Here is a 17413-nt window from a genome sequence, read left to right on the forward strand (position 1 = left end):
TTCCGATCAGCCGTTTGGCGAACCTGTCGCGGTTTTGACGCTTTCATTTCTTGCCTTTTCCCGGTAGGCGCTCGCTAGGTGCGAAGAACAAGCACGCCTGATACCAGTAATTTCTTAAATTGGCACTATCGAACAACTCATAGTTGGCCTTTTTTTCAGTGCCGCTGGCGGATCCGATCTGCTTTATCCTCTGCTTTTCGGGCAAAAATGGCTTTACATTCCCGGCGTCGCGCACGCCTCAGTCTAGTGCTTTGCTTCTGCAACTGCGTCGGCGTTGCGACGAGCGATACAGTCGAATTTTTCGACCCGATATCCGACTTCGGGCTTTGGCATTAGCGCTATATCGCATCTTACGAGCTCGACATCCGGTCTTCGGGAAAAAGGCGTCCGCTAGCCGGAACGGAAGCCACGTGTCGTTTGGCACCTAATCGCAAGAACGTAAGCCTCCGTTGAAGCTTGCAATTACCCACATCTGAGTGTCATTGCAATTTCGGTTCCGAGGCGAATGTCCGTCAGCCGGCTGAGACCGCGACAGACGACCCTATTTCCTGGAGGCGGATCGAAAGCTCTTGCAAGGTAACCACCCAAACGAGCGAGTTTGGTGAGATAGAAATTGAACGATCCCGGCGTTACCTGCCGGTTACCTGCATTGCTGATCATTTGATCGAGAATTTCAATTTCCTGTTCGGTGAGAGCCGCAGTTCGGCATTTATTTTGAGACTTCGTCAAAGTCTACCAGCATTTCCTCGTGCGCTTGCGTGGCCGCCAAGCCATTGAAAAAAAGTTGTAAGTTACTTCAGTATTGCTACAGTTGATCAAGAAGTAATCGCTTTACATCATGAGTTCGTCGGCGGGAGAGTGTCAGGTTAAGTGCCAAAATCGGCTCGGCATTCTCAAGTTAAGAGATGCTCACGGTACGCTCTGGACAAGTTAGTTTATCGGCTCACCAGTCAGGAAGTACAGTCTGGCCTCGGGGGGCCAAGGCAAATCTGAGGCGATATCCGGATGCCGCGGGTCCTCGTCCGCAAATCCATGCTCATCTCGCAGTTCGTCAAGCTCAACAAGACAATGCTTGGCGAGGTCCGAACCCACTCCCAAATTGGAGGCAATTCCAAACAAGAATGCTCGAACGCCGGCAACCGAGCTGGGATAAATCTCGAAATGAGTTGAGCTCCCATCAATCGGTTGATGTCGCAACGCAACCGAATGGACGACTCTTCGTAGGGTGTCGTCAAATGGCTTGCCTAGCTCAGCGTAACTTCGGACGATAGCCATAAGATCTCCGCTTTCGCCTATTTCCGCAAAAATCTGTTCGTACACTTTCCTTTCTAGCCCTTGAGCTCCCATGTAACGACGTCTAATTTCTGCTTTCACGACGGGAAATTTTTTCGAGACCTCCGAAAACTCGCGAGCAATGTTCCAGCGGCTAAGATCCCCAACGCTGGCTTCGAGGGCGCCATCGGCAAATAGATCTAAAAACAACGTGACCCCCGAAGGCCCCCTTGCGAACATTGTCTTCATCCAATCGTAGCCATTTGCAATGTCAGGGTGGGAGCGGGCGAGTTCCCTCAACAACTCATCACCCTTCTGACCGGGCACCTCACGGACGGAAAACAAAACGCGTTCGAACCTATGCCGATATGTTCCATAAAATGCCCTGACATCGACGAGAGCCGGGATAATGAGTTCAGGCCTCTCGGAAAACGGGAGCAGTTCTAGCCACGGTTCGATCGCCCACGTATTTTGCCGGCTCTGCCAGGCGTCTCTCCCCGCCTTTTCGCGCCAAGCTGCTATGCCTTCCAGCAAGAGGCTTGCATCGAGCACCTGTCCATCCAGCGCCATCGCTGCCAACAGTTCGCATTTCGTGGAAATCTCCTTTGGAAGAGACGCAACCCGCGCCACTAGATCGTCGTGATTTCCATGGGGCATTGAAAGGGCGATCCGAGTAAGTTGGATCGCCAGCGAATGTGCGTCAGGGTCTACCTCTTGGGCAATTAGATTTTCGATCGCATCGAAAATCGTTTCTGCTAGCTTGTCCTCGGCAGGTTGAGCTGGCCGTATGGCGCGGCTCTTGCGTGCTTCTGCGATATCCTCCAACCATGGCCAGCGCGCGAATTGTCCCTTCAACGGACGATTTTGGCGGCTATCGTTGATCGACTTGAGCACGAGAGAAGCATCAAAGCCAAAGTCTAGATCCTCAAGGTAGGTCGCGACGATCCTTGCAGCTTCATCTGTTCCCAAGTTGGCGAAGGCAACCCGATACTGATTTCCATATCGCATGCTGGCATCTGATGCCGCCCGAATGTCGCCACGCTGCCGCGCCGACCGATATCCTGCTTTGGCCGTCTTCAGGCGCGCCAAATCTTCGTCCAAAAGCCGCTGCAACTGGGGGAGGAGCTCGGGAAAGCCAAACCGTCCGATTGCATTGGCGACATTGCAGAGGTCACCGCGTGTGGCTTCGGGAGATTCAATGATTTTCCTCGTCCAATCTGACAGTAGCGAGATTACTTGAGACTGAACGGCCGCGCTAACCGGAATGAGAGGTCTGTTGGAGCCGCCGCCCCCATGCAGTGAAATAAGGGAAGAGAGCATTGAAATGGACGACGCGCTGTCACGCGCGAGCTCGTGCGAAATGACCGCCGAGATGAACGCGGATGCGTCGGTTCTTAACAGGCGACTATGTAGTCGGTTGCAAAGGTCGCGCATCTGCTTGGATTCGGTTGTGGCGTCTAGCGCACCCAGGCAATCATTATATTTTTCGATGAGGAACCCGATCGTTTTGGATCCCACAAGATGTGCGATAGCGCCTTCATTCGGGACCTCGTCGTCGCTCATTACGGCGTCAACAAGTGGGCCACCATCTACAAGTTCGGCGCCAACTAGAAGGTCGTCGGAGCCAACAGGCAAATCCAATCCGTCTTCAAGACGGCGGCGTAGACCGTTCAGAACTGCCGCTGGCGCAATCTGTTGCGCCTCATAAAATGAACGAACGTGGTCTCTCACGGGAAAATCAGGATCAGCGATAGCATTGGCGATCTCAACGTCCCTGGTCAAAGAGGTATCAGGATGCTCGACGAAATGGTCAAGACGTGCAACCGGACTGGTCGTTGCTTCCAAAACTCTTTGTCTTGCGCGCTCCAGCATAGCTGCCAGTAAAGGGTCGCGAACTTGGGTGACAAAACTTCGCCGCGCTACCAGATCCCATACTTCTTCATTTGCTTTGCCTAAAAGCATCGCTACGTGTCTGTCGGCCCCCCGGAAATCAAGGTGTTGCAGGACGTCTGCCTGAACCTGTGGACTGGGATCCTCGGCCGCAAGCGCTGTTGCAAGATCCAATCCATCGACGCCGCTCTCGGAGGCTATCAACGAGAGTAGGTGTTCGCGGACGGTTTCTGAAAGGTGTGCCACACGCGCAGCAATGCCTCCGCCAAGGACTGTGGGGCGGAATCGTGGTGCCGAACGCAAAGTGGGTAATTGGATCTGTGGGTCAGAGCTGGTCGCCAGAGGCCAAATCAACGTCGCAAATTCCGACCTACCAGTCACAATCATGAAGCGTACGGCACGATCGACTGTGCCGGGAACGTGCCACCGATCGACGAACGCCAATATGTCGGGGCTGACGATGTTCCACACATCTGACGATGCGCGATAAATCATTTCACCCGCCAGCATGGGGTCGATCGGCAAGGCCACGCGCACAGCATGTGCTACTGCGTGAGCATCCTTGCGGTCGATCGACAGTCTATCGATTGCGAAAAGAACCGATTCTTCCCAGGCTGGCTGATCCAAGATTTCACCGCGCAACTTTTTGCGGGCACCAACGTCGTTCTTGGCGCTCGCGCGGATCAGATCGACGACATCATGGCTTGCATACCATTCTTGAAACTGCTGATGCTGAAACGCGACTGAACCATCACTGCCGCCATGCCGCATCAGGACGTGGTGGCTCACTAACAGATCAAGCACGGCGCCCGGTTCAATGGGACCTACCAGCTGCTTGTCGCTTCGAAGCCGTTCGAGGGCGCGGCCAATGATCCGACGAGCGTCATGATTGGTGGCAGCGCTTGCTCTCGACGAATTTAGGTAAGACGCAAAAGACCGGAGAACATCGGAATGGCAGCCGAAGAGCATCGCATGGAGAGCTTCGGCGTGCTGATTTGCATTTTCGTGCTCTTGTACAAACAGCCGCAGGACGCTCTCTTTATTGGAGACTGCCGAGATCTGAGAGCCAGCCGATAAGAGTGCTGCTAGGTAAAGTGGAATGGCAATCAGTTCGCGCACTCCGGGCGTGCGCCACGCCTCATCTACTATTTTCTCGCCGGCAATGCCCGATCGAGCGCGAGCGATTTCCATTTGTTGATCAGCCGATAATTGTTCGACGACAACGCGGACGCCTGAAATCGGTACATCGAGAGCATGCTGACGCGTAGCAACGACCACGAAGATGGATGGATAGTGGCCGCGAATCTCCTTCAGTTCTGCACGCAGCGTCTTTCGCACCGTTGGCTCAAGCTCATTCCAACCATCTAGCAAGAGCAACAGCTTTCCCTGTTGAGCCACGAAACGAATATCGTCTTCGAGAACGTCCTTATAGGAAAGACGTCCTCGGAGACTGTCTAAGAGCTTCAAAGAACTCGCCGACCAATCCCCGAGCGCAAAGTAGAGTGGAACGAGCTCGTTTTCTGCCAAGGCATAGTCGGCAAGCTGTAGGAGCGTTGTTGTCTTACCCGTCCCCGGTGGAGCTATAATTGCAACCTCTCGCTCAATCTCCAGTGCAGAGGGCAGCTTGCTGATATTGAAGGATAGCTTTTCCTGTCGATCCCATAGTGTGAGCGTCAGCTCTACCAAGCTACCGGACAAAATATGGTCGCCACTGTACCCCCGAATATCGCTTCGCGCGGCGTCTTGCAGACGTGCAAATCTTTGGCCAATCGCGCCTGCCGTCGTTGAATTTTCGGCATCGATGGGCGTTGAATGGGGTAAAACGCCTCCCAATAGGTCGCGCAAAGCCCGCTCCTGGGCGGTGCGTTTCCACTCATGAAGTCTCTCCTTCGAAAACTGGAGCGGATCGGCGTCAATAAGCCTTCCGCAGTTTTGGCACAGCCAAATTCCGTTTTCTTTTCCGCGGCGCTCTTCTTTGGACTGCGCGAGGTCATAGCGGGGGCCGCCCATCGACGCGGCACATATGTGAGCTGCTACGCCGATCGTGACTATCCCCTGCTGATTCATATCCGCTGCGACGGTCGGTTTACGACACTCGGGATTTGAGCACCGAAAGCCGACGCCTCGGGCGAGTTGCGAAATTGTTTCTTTGGAAAAGTCGTCTCTCACCTTCGTCCTGATCCATATGATTAGCTGATACGACCTACGGCGACCACGCTGTTAAGCCGCTTCAGCGGCGACGCCGTCGAATCCCGGCTTCATCATAGCTTGGCGACCGCCGGTGGCCGAACGCATTCCACAAAATATCAAACAGAGGGCGCATTAGCGTGTCCAACGGCTCAGGGAGCGCGTTTTCAATCCTCAAATCTGGCAGTAGGATTTTCTCGGAGCGATAAGGGTAAGCAACTGGTTGCCGCCAATGATCTCTGGGAGCCGTAATTCCTTTGGTTCCCAAGATTGAAACTAGAATGTAAAATGGCGCCGGTACTCGGTAAAAGTCCAGCTCGCGAAATGCCCTGGAAACAATAGAAACAACTTCCTCTTCAATCGGTTCAAGATGGACTGCTCGTGTTCCACTGACCTCTGTAGTATGCAACCGCGCAACCGCTTCAACCACTCCATTTCGGAAAAGTGTCGTGAACGCACGTACACTTCCACCAGATTCCTCCGGCCCAGAATAAGAAACCAGCCCATCAATTGAGTACATCGAGTTCCACCCACTCGCGCCAATTGGAGGCACACCGGGTCTATTGTCGTCAAACTCAATCTGCAATCCCTCTGAAAACCCTGCTAGAGGAATAATGTGCACAACGAGACATGGGGTATCGTCATCCAGAGCAAGCGGGCCTTCGTTCGCCACAAGAGCGTTAAGCCTTTGACTGCGGAATTCTCGAATTCTGCTCTCTATGTCGGTAGCATAGAGGAAAGCTCGCCTTAGCTCATCGACACTCATCGCATGTTTCCCGTTTTCGTCGCGAATGAAGAAGCGACCGTCTTTTGCGACTGTGACGCGGTGCGGGGCTGCCCAGCTTCTTGGTACGCGAATAACAATGACCCCATGTTCGGGGCCGATTTCGAGCCAACGAACACGCAGACCAAATATTTGCGGCTCAACAGAAGACCGAAGTGACTCTGAAATCGCCAATGTCAGAACATCGGAATTCTTTGCTTCGACACCCGGAAGTCCCGATGCAAGGCCTCGTTCCTCGGAGACTCCGATGATTAGGTCACCACCGCTGGCGTTTGCCAATGCGGACACGTCAGCAGCAAACTCCTTTTTCGCATCGTCCGTTCGGCCGTAGTGGTCTCGTTTGAATTCAAGCCGTCGGCCTTCCGGGACCCCGTCATCTACTAGGTCCCGAATATGTTGCAAGGTTAAGTCATCAAAAGGAATTTCCGATATGGCCATGGACTAACTCGTTGGCTAGGCAATCATCGCCGAATCGAATCGGCACAGGAAATTATCCGCGATCTTTGGAGCGTTCACGAGAACTCCTATTTCGCGAAACGGCGTTGCCTCGGACGGGTCCGCCGATAACCAATTGAGGCTCGAAATCGCTAAGTGGTCGTCATCCCATCCGAGGACTTTGGCGTGGATTCGTGGGCGATGAACCGGCTTGACTTGTAGGCCGGCCTTCGCGAATGTCCGGACAAGTTCTGCGCCAGCCTCTCCTGAAAGTGGCCCTGTTGTCCTTCCATAGAAAAATGACGCATCGATATCGCGCGCTTTCACCGCCGCAAGGGCGGGAAAGAGCGCGAGGGATTCGGCGGCGATTCCGATGCGATGACTGAGTGCGAAGATTCGCTTTGTAGCCGAGTCGCGCGCTTCCAGAACCAGCTTTGCATGATCTGCCCCATAAACGAGTCGCATCGGAACGGTTCTCCCGCGAGGACCAGGTGTATCCATCACCCGACGTCCGAGCACCGCCAATTCAACTGAAAGGTCATTCCAGACGCCCGGCCGTCCTTGTGCGAGGCCCGCAAGCTTACGGATAAGTTGTCCGATCAAGATTGGTTCTCGCAGCCGCAGCGATGTTTCGAAGCTTGTGTACTCTGAAGCGAGCCAGTTGCACGAACCGATCAGCGCATTCCATCCTTTCGCGGAATCGGCGAAAACCACCTTTGCATGGGAATTGGTCGAAAACGGGTGCACGGTGATTGCACCTGTCCTCCCAGCCGAGTCGACAGCGGTTTGCATCTTGGCTGCGGCGAATTGTGATGAACGCGTCGACGAACCGAGATCATCCTGTCCCCAAAGAACATCCACCTTTACACCTCGCTCGGCGGCTCGCAGAAGCAATGGTAGAACGGCCGTTGCCCGGTCGTCGCTGATGAATGTTGAATGGATGATGACTCTCTCGGTTGCCGCAGTGATGATGCGCTCGAATGAGCGCCAATGCTCCTCTCCATCAAGAATCACGTCTGATGGATCATAGGCGGCGGCTGTTGACTTCGGAGGTTCCTCGGTGGTCTCCTTTATCACTATCGTGGACCCAGCTGTTTCAGACGGGACAGGTGAATCTCGTCCCAAAATTTCGAGGGCGGCATGCAAAATCGTGTGCCTTAACAGTGCCGGCGCACGTGCAGGCAGGCCCTCAATCGTGCCCTCTCGAACAGTTACAACTGCATATCGCTCGGCTAATTTTTCTGAGCCCCGATCCACGCCGACGATAAGTTCATCGTCGCCTTCGATAGCCGTGAAAACTTCGCTCATGTCCTCAAGGTGATGCGCGGGCGAAGCACTGAGATGGACAACAGGGCTTTCCTCGGTATGAGAAGGAAGTTGGTTCTTGTGGTAGATTTCGAGCTCCCTACCACGGTAGACGCTTCCGGTCACCTGCTCGACTGTGAATGCTCGCCATCGAGGTTCCGTTACCGTTGCTGAAGGCAGCTGCTCCTGATGAACGCGTGACGCGCCGGACAGGGTAATTTGAAATAGAGAGCCTTTGGACGTTGCCACGATCTCCACCCATCCAGCACGCATCAACCTGATGAATGCCTCGACCACCACGCGTCGGGGCAGGGTCGAACGTTCGGCCAGGTCTGCTGCGGACGCCGCTCCGCGCGAAACTGCGTCGAGGAGCAGATGTTCGATAATGCTCCACTTACGGCCCCGCTCGATTATGAATCGCCTGCTGCCCTTCAACACGGGGAAAGTCACCTGTACCGAGGTCATGTCTTCGCTCCCTTCAACACGTGCCACGGAACGATTGATGCGTTCCCCGCGGATTTCTCCTCGTCGAGAGCGGCGAGGAAGTCTGCCAGGAACCCTATGTCCTGCTCAGACAAACTCTGCGCAACCGAGACGACATGCCGGTAGAAAGAGAGGCTGCCGACTATGACTAGGCGCCATTTTGCACGGCTGAGAATGACATTCATTCTACGATTATCCCTTAAGAAGCCGAGAGCTCTCGCGGCTGTCGCGTGATGGTTGTTGCGTACCATAGAAACAATTACGGCATCCGCCTCACCGCCCTGGAAGGAATCGACAGTGCCGCAGAACCCGCTTCCTTCAACCGCGGGCGTGAACCCAGATAGATTTATGAGCGCGGCAGATCGGCTTTGATCAATCAACCGCTCTATTCGCCGAACTTGCTGCCAATAAGGAGAAAGCACGGCGAGTGATGGGCTCTTGCCAGATCCATTTGGCGCAAGATGCTTGAGCGCCTGAATGACGGCCGCTGCTTCATCTGGGTTTGACCAAGGCGGAGCTCTCTCGCCTCCTCGCCCGCCCGGTCCCTCCTCCTGTGCGTAAGGCATGTCAATGAAGACAATCGGTTTATCTGGCAGGAGAGCCGGATTGGTGCTTTTCACGGGAGACGGTTCGGTCGCGAATCTTGCAGCCTGTCTGGCATTTGTTTCCAGTTCCCGCTCGTAAAAGCATTTCGAAACGATGCGCGCGATAGCGGGATGCATTCGATACTGTTCGGTCAGGCGTCGCGCGATGCGTGGGCCGATGTCCCTCTTTTTTTGGCGTGACAGTTCCCGCTCGACGAATGTCTCAAACAACGTGAGCAAGGACAAAGCCTCCGCGCATGTGCTTCCGAAATCGTCACCTGCCTTTGATACTTCTTCGAAGGTTTCGTCGATACCGGGATCTTTCAAGTATCTTGAGACCAAACTATCTGCCAGCTTGACGACATCCTGAACCGCAACAGTCGAAGACAGCAGTTTTGCTATTTTATCGACATCGAACGGCGGGAGCTGCTTGTGATCCCCTATCATTAAGCGCCGGTGCGAAAGAAGAAGCGGGGACAGGAGCTCCCCGCCGGTCGCCTTGCCTGCTTCCTCGACCACGGTCCAGTCGAACAGGCCTTGCTCCTCGATCAATCGCTCCACCGCGGCCGAGTTTGTGGTTGCAAATACCAGATTGGCAGCTCTGAGAATCATTCCTTCGAAAGCTCTAAGCTCGGCAGCTATCCGCCTACCAGCCCCGTTCACGCCGGTTCGCCGCACTCCAACCACTGTTTTAGCGGATGCAAGAGCGTTCACCCTTGCCGCAAGTCGTGGTGCGGCCTCGTGCATCAGCGGGCTTGTCGCGAGATCTTGCAGAAGCTTGTCGGCCTGGAAGTCGATCTCCAATTCACCGGCGGCTTCATCGTCATCCGCGGCCCGCGCACGCACCATTAATGGTCCGCTGTCCTCATCAGATGATTTGAAGCTCGTTTGCACTTCCTTCATCAGGTGATCAATTGCGGAATTACTTTGTGCCGAGAGCAGGATTCGCGCAGTCGGATCTTCGTCCATTCGGCGCGTCACAAGATCGCCAACTAAATAGGTCTTACCAACACCCGGAGGGCCCTGCAGAAGAAAGAGCGGGATGGTGGAGAGAATCTCGCGCAGCGCGCTTTGCTTCGATCGATCGAGCTTTTTGAAGGCCTCCGCGTTCTCATCGAGGGGATCCTGGCTGTCATCGATCCTAAGACGGGGATCGACGAACATTCGCAGCAGTTCGCCATGGTTCTTAAGAGCTGCCAAAGCCTTAAGGCGACGCTTGAACTGTGCGATCCGGCCCGCCATATCGGCAGGTACAAGAAATCCAAACGAGCGCGCATGAGGTAGTAGTGGACCCTCAAACTTCATGCACTCTACGTCGTTCAATTCTTCAAAATCGAGAAAGCGCCATGCCGTGCTCGTCGGAGAACGGTCACCAAGTGTGCCCGGCTCAGAGAACATCCATCCACCCTCGTCGCGAGGTGTTTCGGAACTCAGCAGTTTGCGCAATCTGATCGCAGGCGCCTCCAACCCGAGGTGTGAAGAAAGTTCGGCGCGATCTTTATCGACGCGAGAAACAACGTGCATGATCTTTTGATCTACGCTGTCGCCGCTCCGCTTTGAGATTATCTCGATCGGAAATATGTCGGCCGCCGCATATGCCATCTCCAAAATGAGCAGCAGGGCAACAAGCCTGATGCATTCGCCCTACGTCCGATTTCTGCGCCGCGTGCTCAACCGTACGGCTTATGTAATCTTCCCAATGCTGGACCTTTCCTCTCCTGCGTGGAAAGGATTGAAGCGCATCACCGGTTTTGACGAGATCCAGAGCAGCGGCATTGATGAGGGTCTCGCCAATGATCAGTGACTTTGGCGGTGGATCGAGATCGACCCTCTCGGAAAATGCAAATTCCCAGCTTGCCGCATCGGGTGAATTCGGACGGCGATAGGGTGTTAGCCTATACGTCAGATGCTGACCAAGAAGGACATACCTTGCTGATCCACCATCTCGAATGGCAATCAACTGCACCTGCTCACCGAGATCGTCGCGTAGGAAACGCAGCTGCTGTATGTCATCTGCGATTTCGATCTCACTATCGGAGGCTTTTCTGATAGCCTCCGAGAGGGGACTTCCAGATCCCAACCTTACAGCGAGACAAAGTGCTGCATCCTTTCCGGCGACCTCCGCGGCAATATCGTCGACGATTGCCTGTATCCGACTTGCAATATAGTTGCCGTCCAGTCGTTCTACATACTCAAGGCCCAACATGGCCCTCAGGAGCCTCACCTCCGCCGCTGGGACATGCTCGGCAACACGCGATGCGACGATCCTGAGATCGTTGAGCGGCCCGAGAGGTATGTCTAGGACGACAGCAGCTAGATGGGCCAGATCACGCCAGTCGTGAGCGAAGGAAAATGTTCGCTCCTCGCGGGGCGCCTTTCTATTTTTGCCGTCGCTGGCATCAATCGCGACGATCCGCATAGACCATTCGAAACCTGTCAGTCTGAAGTCTGGTTCTTCACTCAGCGCGGTTACGACCGACCAAGGATCAATGTTCCTGTGGATAGTACCCTGAGAGTGCAGGAGCTCGACACCATTTGCGAGCCGCAGAATGTTTGCCCAGAGTAGACGACGCGTGCGCGGCTGCCGGGCTTGTGCCAGCAGCGGCGGCTTTCGACTGGCATTGATGAAGACGTTGAGAGGACTTCCCTGACCGGGATCCAAGACCAGGTAGAATCCCACCTTGTCCTTGGCGCTCGTCACCATCGGAACAAATAGGTCGTCGGCACGTGGGACAGCGGAAAGACGCTGTAGTTGACGGATTTCGCTTCGCCAGATTATTTCCAGATCCTGATCGTCAACTCCCTTGGTGCGGGGCCACGTTTTAATAAGCACCTCTCGAGAATCGCGTGTCCGAGCGGCGTCGATTCCCGCTCTACCCTGTTTTCGATCTGGCTTGAGAAGATATTTGTCGTCAAGCGTGTATTCTGACAGATATCCGGCCTTTGATTTACGACTCGACATCTTCTTCCCCTTGAATTTACTTCTACTAGTACAACGTGGGGATGAGTGTGCAAGGCGATTTATTCAAAATCCCAAGTAGGGTTCTAGTCGACTTACTCGCCGTGCTTCCACGAGGATCAGGGGGTGACTCCTTTGATAGCTGATCTCCTATTGCTGCCCGACACGAACCTTTTCGTGCAGTGCAAGTCTTTATCCGAGCTCGTCTTGTCAACCCTGGGAGACTAGGAACACATAGGCCTGATGGTCAGCAGGCCTGTTCAGGTCGAAAGCGATAGGCAGAGGAACACTCCAAGACATTTATGGTCGGCGCTACGACACGCGTGTAGAAGCGATGCAGGTTCATTTGGAATACTCGCGGAAGATCTCCCGCCGGACGAGGTGGGCCGACCTTCTGCTCATCATTCTCTGTAAATGAAAACCCGAAACGGGTGCCACCCAGATTCCGCTTTGCTCGATAGCTGTACGACCGCCACTCGTTTCACGCTTCAATTCTGTTGGTAAAATCCTGAGCCTTTGCGGATATCGCGCTCACGATTGGACAGGAGAAGACAAATGGCTCGGAAACACATGCCGACGGACAATGTAAAGGCGACACTGATCGAAAGCCGCAGGCGCTGCTGCATTTGCTATGCCCTCGAACGCAACAGCAAGGTTCGAAAGGGCCAAATCGCCCATCTCGACCAAGACAATTCCAATCGCAACAAAGGCAATCTAGCGTGGCTCTGCGTCGGTCATCACGACGAGTATGACGGTAAGACGTCACAAAGCAAGAACTTCACGATGCAGGAAGTGAAACTGTACAAGAAGGAGCTGCTTGAGTGGGTCAACGTGTTCCTGGTCCGGAGCTGTCGGCCGAGGAGCCGCCTAAGCCCGAAGAAGCAGGCCACGACGATTCATATTCCGGATTATGGCTTCGGATAAACAGCGACGACAACCGTCTCCGGCCTAGGATTCCGAGGCATCAATGAAGGGATAGGCAGCGTGGGCGAGTTCGATTTCTACGCGACGCTTTCCTACGACTTCACCGGTAATGGGGACTTTCTCAGATACATGCCCGAGGGCGATGTGGCGCTTGAACTGACATTTACATGCGATGGCCACCTCGTTGTAACTGAAAATACCAAAAATACCCCTTATGGAACCGGCGCTAAGTTTGCTGGCTCCTATTACCGCTCGGTGGAGTCCAACGAGTGAAAAACCTTTCGCTAAGCTGGGCTGATTGCGGCACGCGGTCGGTGTCATAGTTGGACCAGAAGCGCACTTCTCCTGTTGTCGATCATCCTCGGATACGGTTGGATTTAGCTTGGAATTGTTGACGCATCAGAGTCGCACTTTAATCAGCGGTACGGCATCCCCGTACTTCCCGAATGAAGCTTACGCCCGAGGGAGTGCCGAGCTCTCGCGAAGTTCCCTATATTTCAGAGATGTAGCGAAATTTGAGCGCATGTCAGCGGTTCGATGCCGCTCAAGAGCGTCGGACTGGCAAGTTAAGCCATCACGGCAATTCGATCGGGCACGAAGACTGGCCTACTATCGGCTCAGTCCAAGCCCCTGAGACCGGTTGATCTGCTGTTTCAGCGCATGGTCATGGCTGAGCTCGGCATGGCGTGTACGATGCACCATGCGGGCGATTGTGTTGATCTGCTCGGCCTGCTTTGCGAGCTCCGGGCGCGCCGCAAGCTCCTCGGCGAACCTGCGAGGATCGGAACTACCGAACCGCCGTGTGAGTGCTTCGGCCACCAGCTTGGCCTCACCGAGCGCGGCCTGGCCGTCAGATGTCGATCGCAGCTCCGCGATAAACTGGCTCCGCTTCTCGACCGGCATCTTCTCCACCTTGGCAATGATCTCGGCGCTACGCGGCGTGAGGCCGGGAACCGCGAGGATATCGCGCTGCTCACGCTGCCATTGTTCGCTTTGACGTTCTTCGCCAAGCCGGCGCTCCCATGCCTCGGAGACGTAGCCAATATGGGCAGACAAAGGCCTGGCATATTGCAGCGCCTCTTTCCTCTCCTTGTTGTTTCCGAACAGACCTGACTTGCCGCGGAGCTCTCCGAAGCGCTCAGGCTGCTCGGCCATGGCCTTTGCCATGATTTTTCCATTGCCTTCCTTCTCGGTCATCGCGGTGCGCAGTCTTGCGGCGACCTCGACCGGATCACGGAACACGCGCCGCGCAACTGACTCCACCGTATCGAATCTGTGATCGATGACGGACATCGCCCTTTCGCGGGCCACCTCTTCGATGCTGCGGTCATGACGCGTGATCGCTGGCACCAGCGGAGCTGGCTTACCGGTTTCGATCAGCGATTGTTGGACTACAGTTTCTGTGGGGGCAGGGACGGCGCCGTCTTGCGACATGAGGTCGGACCACCGGATGCGGCGGTATCCTTTGCTGTCCTCTATTCGGTCGTCGCGCCGACCGTCATCGATTGTTCGGGCGAACTGATTGCGAGGATCTTCGCGGTGAACAGGGCCGGCCAGATCGCCGGCACGTTCCTCGTAAACCTGCTGACGTTCTGATGGCCGGCCCTGCTGCTCCCGTTGCAGATGGGCCGCACGGGACAAGACCTCATGACGCTCATCTTTGGCGGAAGCAAGTTCAATCTTGCTTCTCACCCCAAACTCGTGCCCGATCCATCGGTTGCTCACGATCCACGGGTCGCCGGCGATCCCGCGCCGCTCGGCAAAGTCCCAGACGTAATCCAGTGTGGTTTCCTTCGCGCCGGAACGCGACAGGCGGCTTGTCAGCTGCTGGTACGCCAACGCGTCACCCTTGACGACACGCCATGCATTGCGCTCGGCCTGCGTGCCATCCGGAAGCGTGACAGGCGTGGCGCCTTCATGCTGCAGTCCAATCCTGTCCCCGATCTTTGGCGATGCATCTCGCATGGCCCGCTTGAGATCGACGCCCCACACCGTGCGCTGATCGCCCTTGTCATTCTCCAGCGTCACAAAATAGTTTTCTCGCGCCTGGCGATGATGCTCGTAGGGCGCAATGCCGTGATCAACCAGCCGGCCCGCATTGGTGAACTCCTGGATGTCCGCATAGAGCTGCACGCCGTCGCGATGCCTGGTCATGGCAACATAGGTCAGATGCCGGTCCATGGTGCTCGACGCCAGCACAAAAGCGCGATCGACTGTCGCCCCCTGGTTTTTGTGGATCGTCGTCGCATAGCCGTGGTCGATCGCCTGATAGCTGTCTGTCGGAATGCTGACACTGTCGCCGCCTCGACCATCGAGCCGGGCGATGATCTTGCCCGGCTCCACATGCTCGACGGTGCCAAGCATGCCGTTTTTGACGCGGAGGTCTCGGTTGTTTTCGAGGAAGATGATCCGGTCACCGGCGGCGAAAGCGCGTTTGCCGTTATTGGTCTGGAACACGCGTTCTCCGCCGTCCTTGCCGACCCCAACATCCCCACGGTCTCCACGGTCCGTACCGTCGCTCAGCCCCGGGCCACGCTCCAGCTTTTGTCTGTTCTGAAGCTCGGAGCGGATGGCGGCATTGAGGGCTCGCACGTCGGCTCGGCGATGCGCCATGGCAACCCGGGTGCCGTGCGGATGCTCTTCGCTATCGGCAAGATAATCACGCACGATCTGCGCCATCGCCTTGTCGCGGCTTTCCGCAAAGTGGATGGCGCCGTGATCGCGATAGGCGGCGAGCCCCTCGGCCGTCTTGTGGGTCGCAAAGGCAACCGATGCTTGCCTTTGCCAATCATGGCGCTGGCGGCGAATATTTGAAAGTTCGACATGGCCGATCTGCTCGGCAATCGCCCTGAAGGGTGCACCAGCCCCGATCGCCTGTAGCTGCTCATGGTCCCCGACAAGAACGATCTTTGCGCCGCGCTCTTTTGCTTCTCCGATAAAGCGGGCAAGCTGACGGCTCCCGACCATGCCGGCCTCGTCAATGACGAACACGTCACCGCGACCGATCAGATCCCGACCATGGTCCCAACTGTAAGACCATGACGCAAGCGTGCGGCTCTGGATACCGGAACTTTCCTCAAGACCCTCGGCTGCCTTTCCGCTAAGCGCAGCACCATGGACCTGATAGCCTTGCGCCTCCCACGCCTCGCGAGCGGCTGCCAGCATGGTGGACTTTCCAGCGCCGGCAAACCCGACCACAGCGGCGATGCGTTCTGGACCTGTAATATGCGCAATCGCGTGACGCTGTTGGTCCGACAATCCCGCTGAGGGATCGCTCGCAGCTAACATTCCGCCGGAGCTTTTCCGAATAGCGTTATCCTGCCTCTCCATGGCTCGATCGACATGGCGAGGATCGACACCATGGGAATGCGCTTGGTGCAACCGCTCCGCCGATCGCGCCATGCCAAGTTCCAGATCGATCATGTCCCGCGTCGAATAGCGCGCTTTGGACACTTCGCCTGTCTCGGCATCGGTGCGCTCAGGCTGAAGCGCCACGAGCGCTGGTGATGCCAAAACAGCCGCAAAGGCGTTCTGGAACGTTTGCGCGTCATCGTTGATGTAGCGATGCAAGGTTTTGGCGATATCGTGGCGATCGAACACGCTCTTCTCATGGCTGATCAGCGTCAAAACCTGTTCCGGTTTTTGGCGGATCAGCGCGGCATTTTGCCGTGCTGCCTCGTCATCCAGTCGCCCGCGCTCGACTGCCATTCCTTGCTGCTGCATCTGCGACGCATGCACGCCCATATGCTCGGTCGGCGACAACTCAAGACCGCGCTGCGCATGCGAGCGATGATCGATGCGAACATCCAGGCCTTCGCGTTGCAGCTGACGGTTGGCGATGCCTTCCCATGACTGCCGGATATCGCGAAGCTGCATGTCGGTTGTCGCCATGCCATTTGCCAACAGCCGTGCGTTCTTATGCTCAAGAACAGTCTTCTCGCCAAGGCCGGCTTTGCCAACCTGTCGCGTCGTCATCAGCACATGCGCATGGTAGTTCCTGATATCACCATGCTCACTTGGCGAATGGATTGCAAAATCCACGGCCGCGCCATAGCGGTTTGCCAGATCTTGGGCAAAGGCGCGTGCAGCCTTCAGTCGCCCCTCTGGCGAAAGCTCATGCGGAAGCGCGATTTCGAATTCGCGGGCGACGCGGGCGTCCTTGCGCTTTTCTGCAAACTCGGCAGCATTCCACAATTTCGAGCGATCCAAAGCCCAGTCGGCAGACACGCCTTGCGGCAGCACGATCTCACTGTGCTCGACACCCTCTTTGCGGGTGAAGTCATGCACAAGGCCATCGCGATGATTGACGAGAAGAACCGCGCAACGGTAGGCGGCGGATGCGACAGCGCTGCGACCGGATGACCGCGAGACAGGTTTGGTGCTGAGATGATAAATCGCCAAACGAAATCTCCGATACGCAAACGGGGAGACCAAACGCTCAAACGTGCCGCAAGTCGTAAGTGCGCCCTTGTCTGTTTACCGGTGGCGACGCTAGCAACAACGAACGGTGATTTCGACTACTAAAAGTAGTAGTCGAATAAAGACAATCTCGCGTTTTTGAATAGGCGCCAAACGCCTCAGTTTGAAGAG

The 17413-nt window shown here is 55.7% G+C and carries 8 protein-coding genes; 2 read left to right on the forward strand and 6 right to left on the reverse strand.

The features are described 5' to 3' along the window. Positions 1 to 930: 930 nt before the first annotated feature. The 5 genes from QE432_RS09280 to QE432_RS09300 all read right to left on the reverse strand — a co-directional run bounded on the left by QE432_RS09280 (position 931) and on the right by QE432_RS09300 (position 11902). Positions 931 to 5229 (reverse strand): NACHT domain-containing protein, encoded by a 4299-nt coding sequence (locus QE432_RS09280; protein WP_306623897.1) that lies wholly within the window; start codon positions 5227 to 5229, stop codon positions 931 to 933. 163 nt (positions 5230 to 5392) lie between these two features. After that, positions 5393 to 6571 (reverse strand): AlbA family DNA-binding domain-containing protein, encoded by a 1179-nt coding sequence (locus tag QE432_RS09285; RefSeq protein ID WP_306623899.1) that lies wholly within the window; start codon positions 6569 to 6571, stop codon positions 5393 to 5395. 15 nt (positions 6572 to 6586) lie between these two features. Further along, entirely contained in the window at positions 6587 to 8338 is a 1752-nt protein-coding gene (locus QE432_RS09290; protein ID WP_306623900.1) for a phospholipase D-like domain-containing protein, read from the reverse strand. Further along, positions 8335 to 10542 carry a DEAD/DEAH box helicase gene (locus QE432_RS09295; RefSeq protein ID WP_306623902.1) on the reverse strand — a complete coding sequence of 736 codons (2208 nt, stop codon included), beginning with the start codon at positions 10540 to 10542 and terminating at the stop codon, positions 8335 to 8337. Before QE432_RS09295 ends, QE432_RS09290 begins: the two co-directional genes overlap by 4 nt. Next, positions 10439 to 11902 (reverse strand): hypothetical protein, encoded by a 1464-nt coding sequence (locus tag QE432_RS09300; protein WP_306623904.1) that lies wholly within the window; start codon positions 11900 to 11902, stop codon positions 10439 to 10441. Before QE432_RS09300 ends, QE432_RS09295 begins: the two co-directional genes overlap by 104 nt. Positions 11903 to 12454: 552 nt before the next feature. On the opposite strand from QE432_RS09300, the gene QE432_RS09305 reads away from it, so the two are divergent. Both QE432_RS09305 and QE432_RS09310 read left to right on the forward strand, forming a co-directional pair. Continuing rightward, positions 12455 to 12823 (forward strand): hypothetical protein, encoded by a 369-nt coding sequence (locus QE432_RS09305; protein WP_306623906.1) that lies wholly within the window; start codon positions 12455 to 12457, stop codon positions 12821 to 12823. Positions 12824 to 12883: 60 nt separating this feature from the next. Then, the gene (locus tag QE432_RS09310) at positions 12884 to 13096 is read left to right on the forward strand and encodes a hypothetical protein (RefSeq protein ID WP_306623908.1); all 213 of its coding nucleotides are present in this window, start codon (positions 12884 to 12886) and stop codon (positions 13094 to 13096) included. A gap of 336 nt (positions 13097 to 13432) precedes the next feature. Here QE432_RS09310 and traA read toward each other — a convergent pair whose 3' ends face one another. Beyond that, a complete protein-coding gene (gene traA, locus QE432_RS09315) occupies positions 13433 to 17224 on the reverse strand; it encodes a Ti-type conjugative transfer relaxase TraA (RefSeq protein ID WP_306623910.1) in 3792 nt (1263 codons plus the stop codon). Positions 17225 to 17413: the final 189 nt, after the last annotated feature.

The organism is Agrobacterium sp. SORGH_AS_0745 (assembly GCF_030818995.1).
Lineage (GTDB): Bacteria > Pseudomonadota > Alphaproteobacteria > Rhizobiales > Rhizobiaceae > Agrobacterium > Agrobacterium tumefaciens.

What these genes read in the sequence shown, in the direction of transcription:
- QE432_RS09305 (WP_306623906.1), top strand. Translation starts at nt 12,455, where the DNA reads ATGGCTCGGAAACACATGCCGACGGACAATGTAAAGGCGACACTGATC.
- QE432_RS09285 (WP_306623899.1), bottom strand. Translation starts at nt 6,571, where the DNA reads ATGGCCATATCGGAAATTCCTTTTGATGACTTAACCTTGCAACATATT.
- QE432_RS09300 (WP_306623904.1), bottom strand. Translation starts at nt 11,902, where the DNA reads ATGTCGAGTCGTAAATCAAAGGCCGGATATCTGTCAGAATACACGCTT.
- QE432_RS09295 (WP_306623902.1), bottom strand. Translation starts at nt 10,542, where the DNA reads ATGGCATATGCGGCGGCCGACATATTTCCGATCGAGATAATCTCAAAG.
- QE432_RS09290 (WP_306623900.1), bottom strand. Translation starts at nt 8,338, where the DNA reads ATGACCTCGGTACAGGTGACTTTCCCCGTGTTGAAGGGCAGCAGGCGA.
- QE432_RS09280 (WP_306623897.1), bottom strand. Translation starts at nt 5,229, where the DNA reads ATGAATCAGCAGGGGATAGTCACGATCGGCGTAGCAGCTCACATATGT.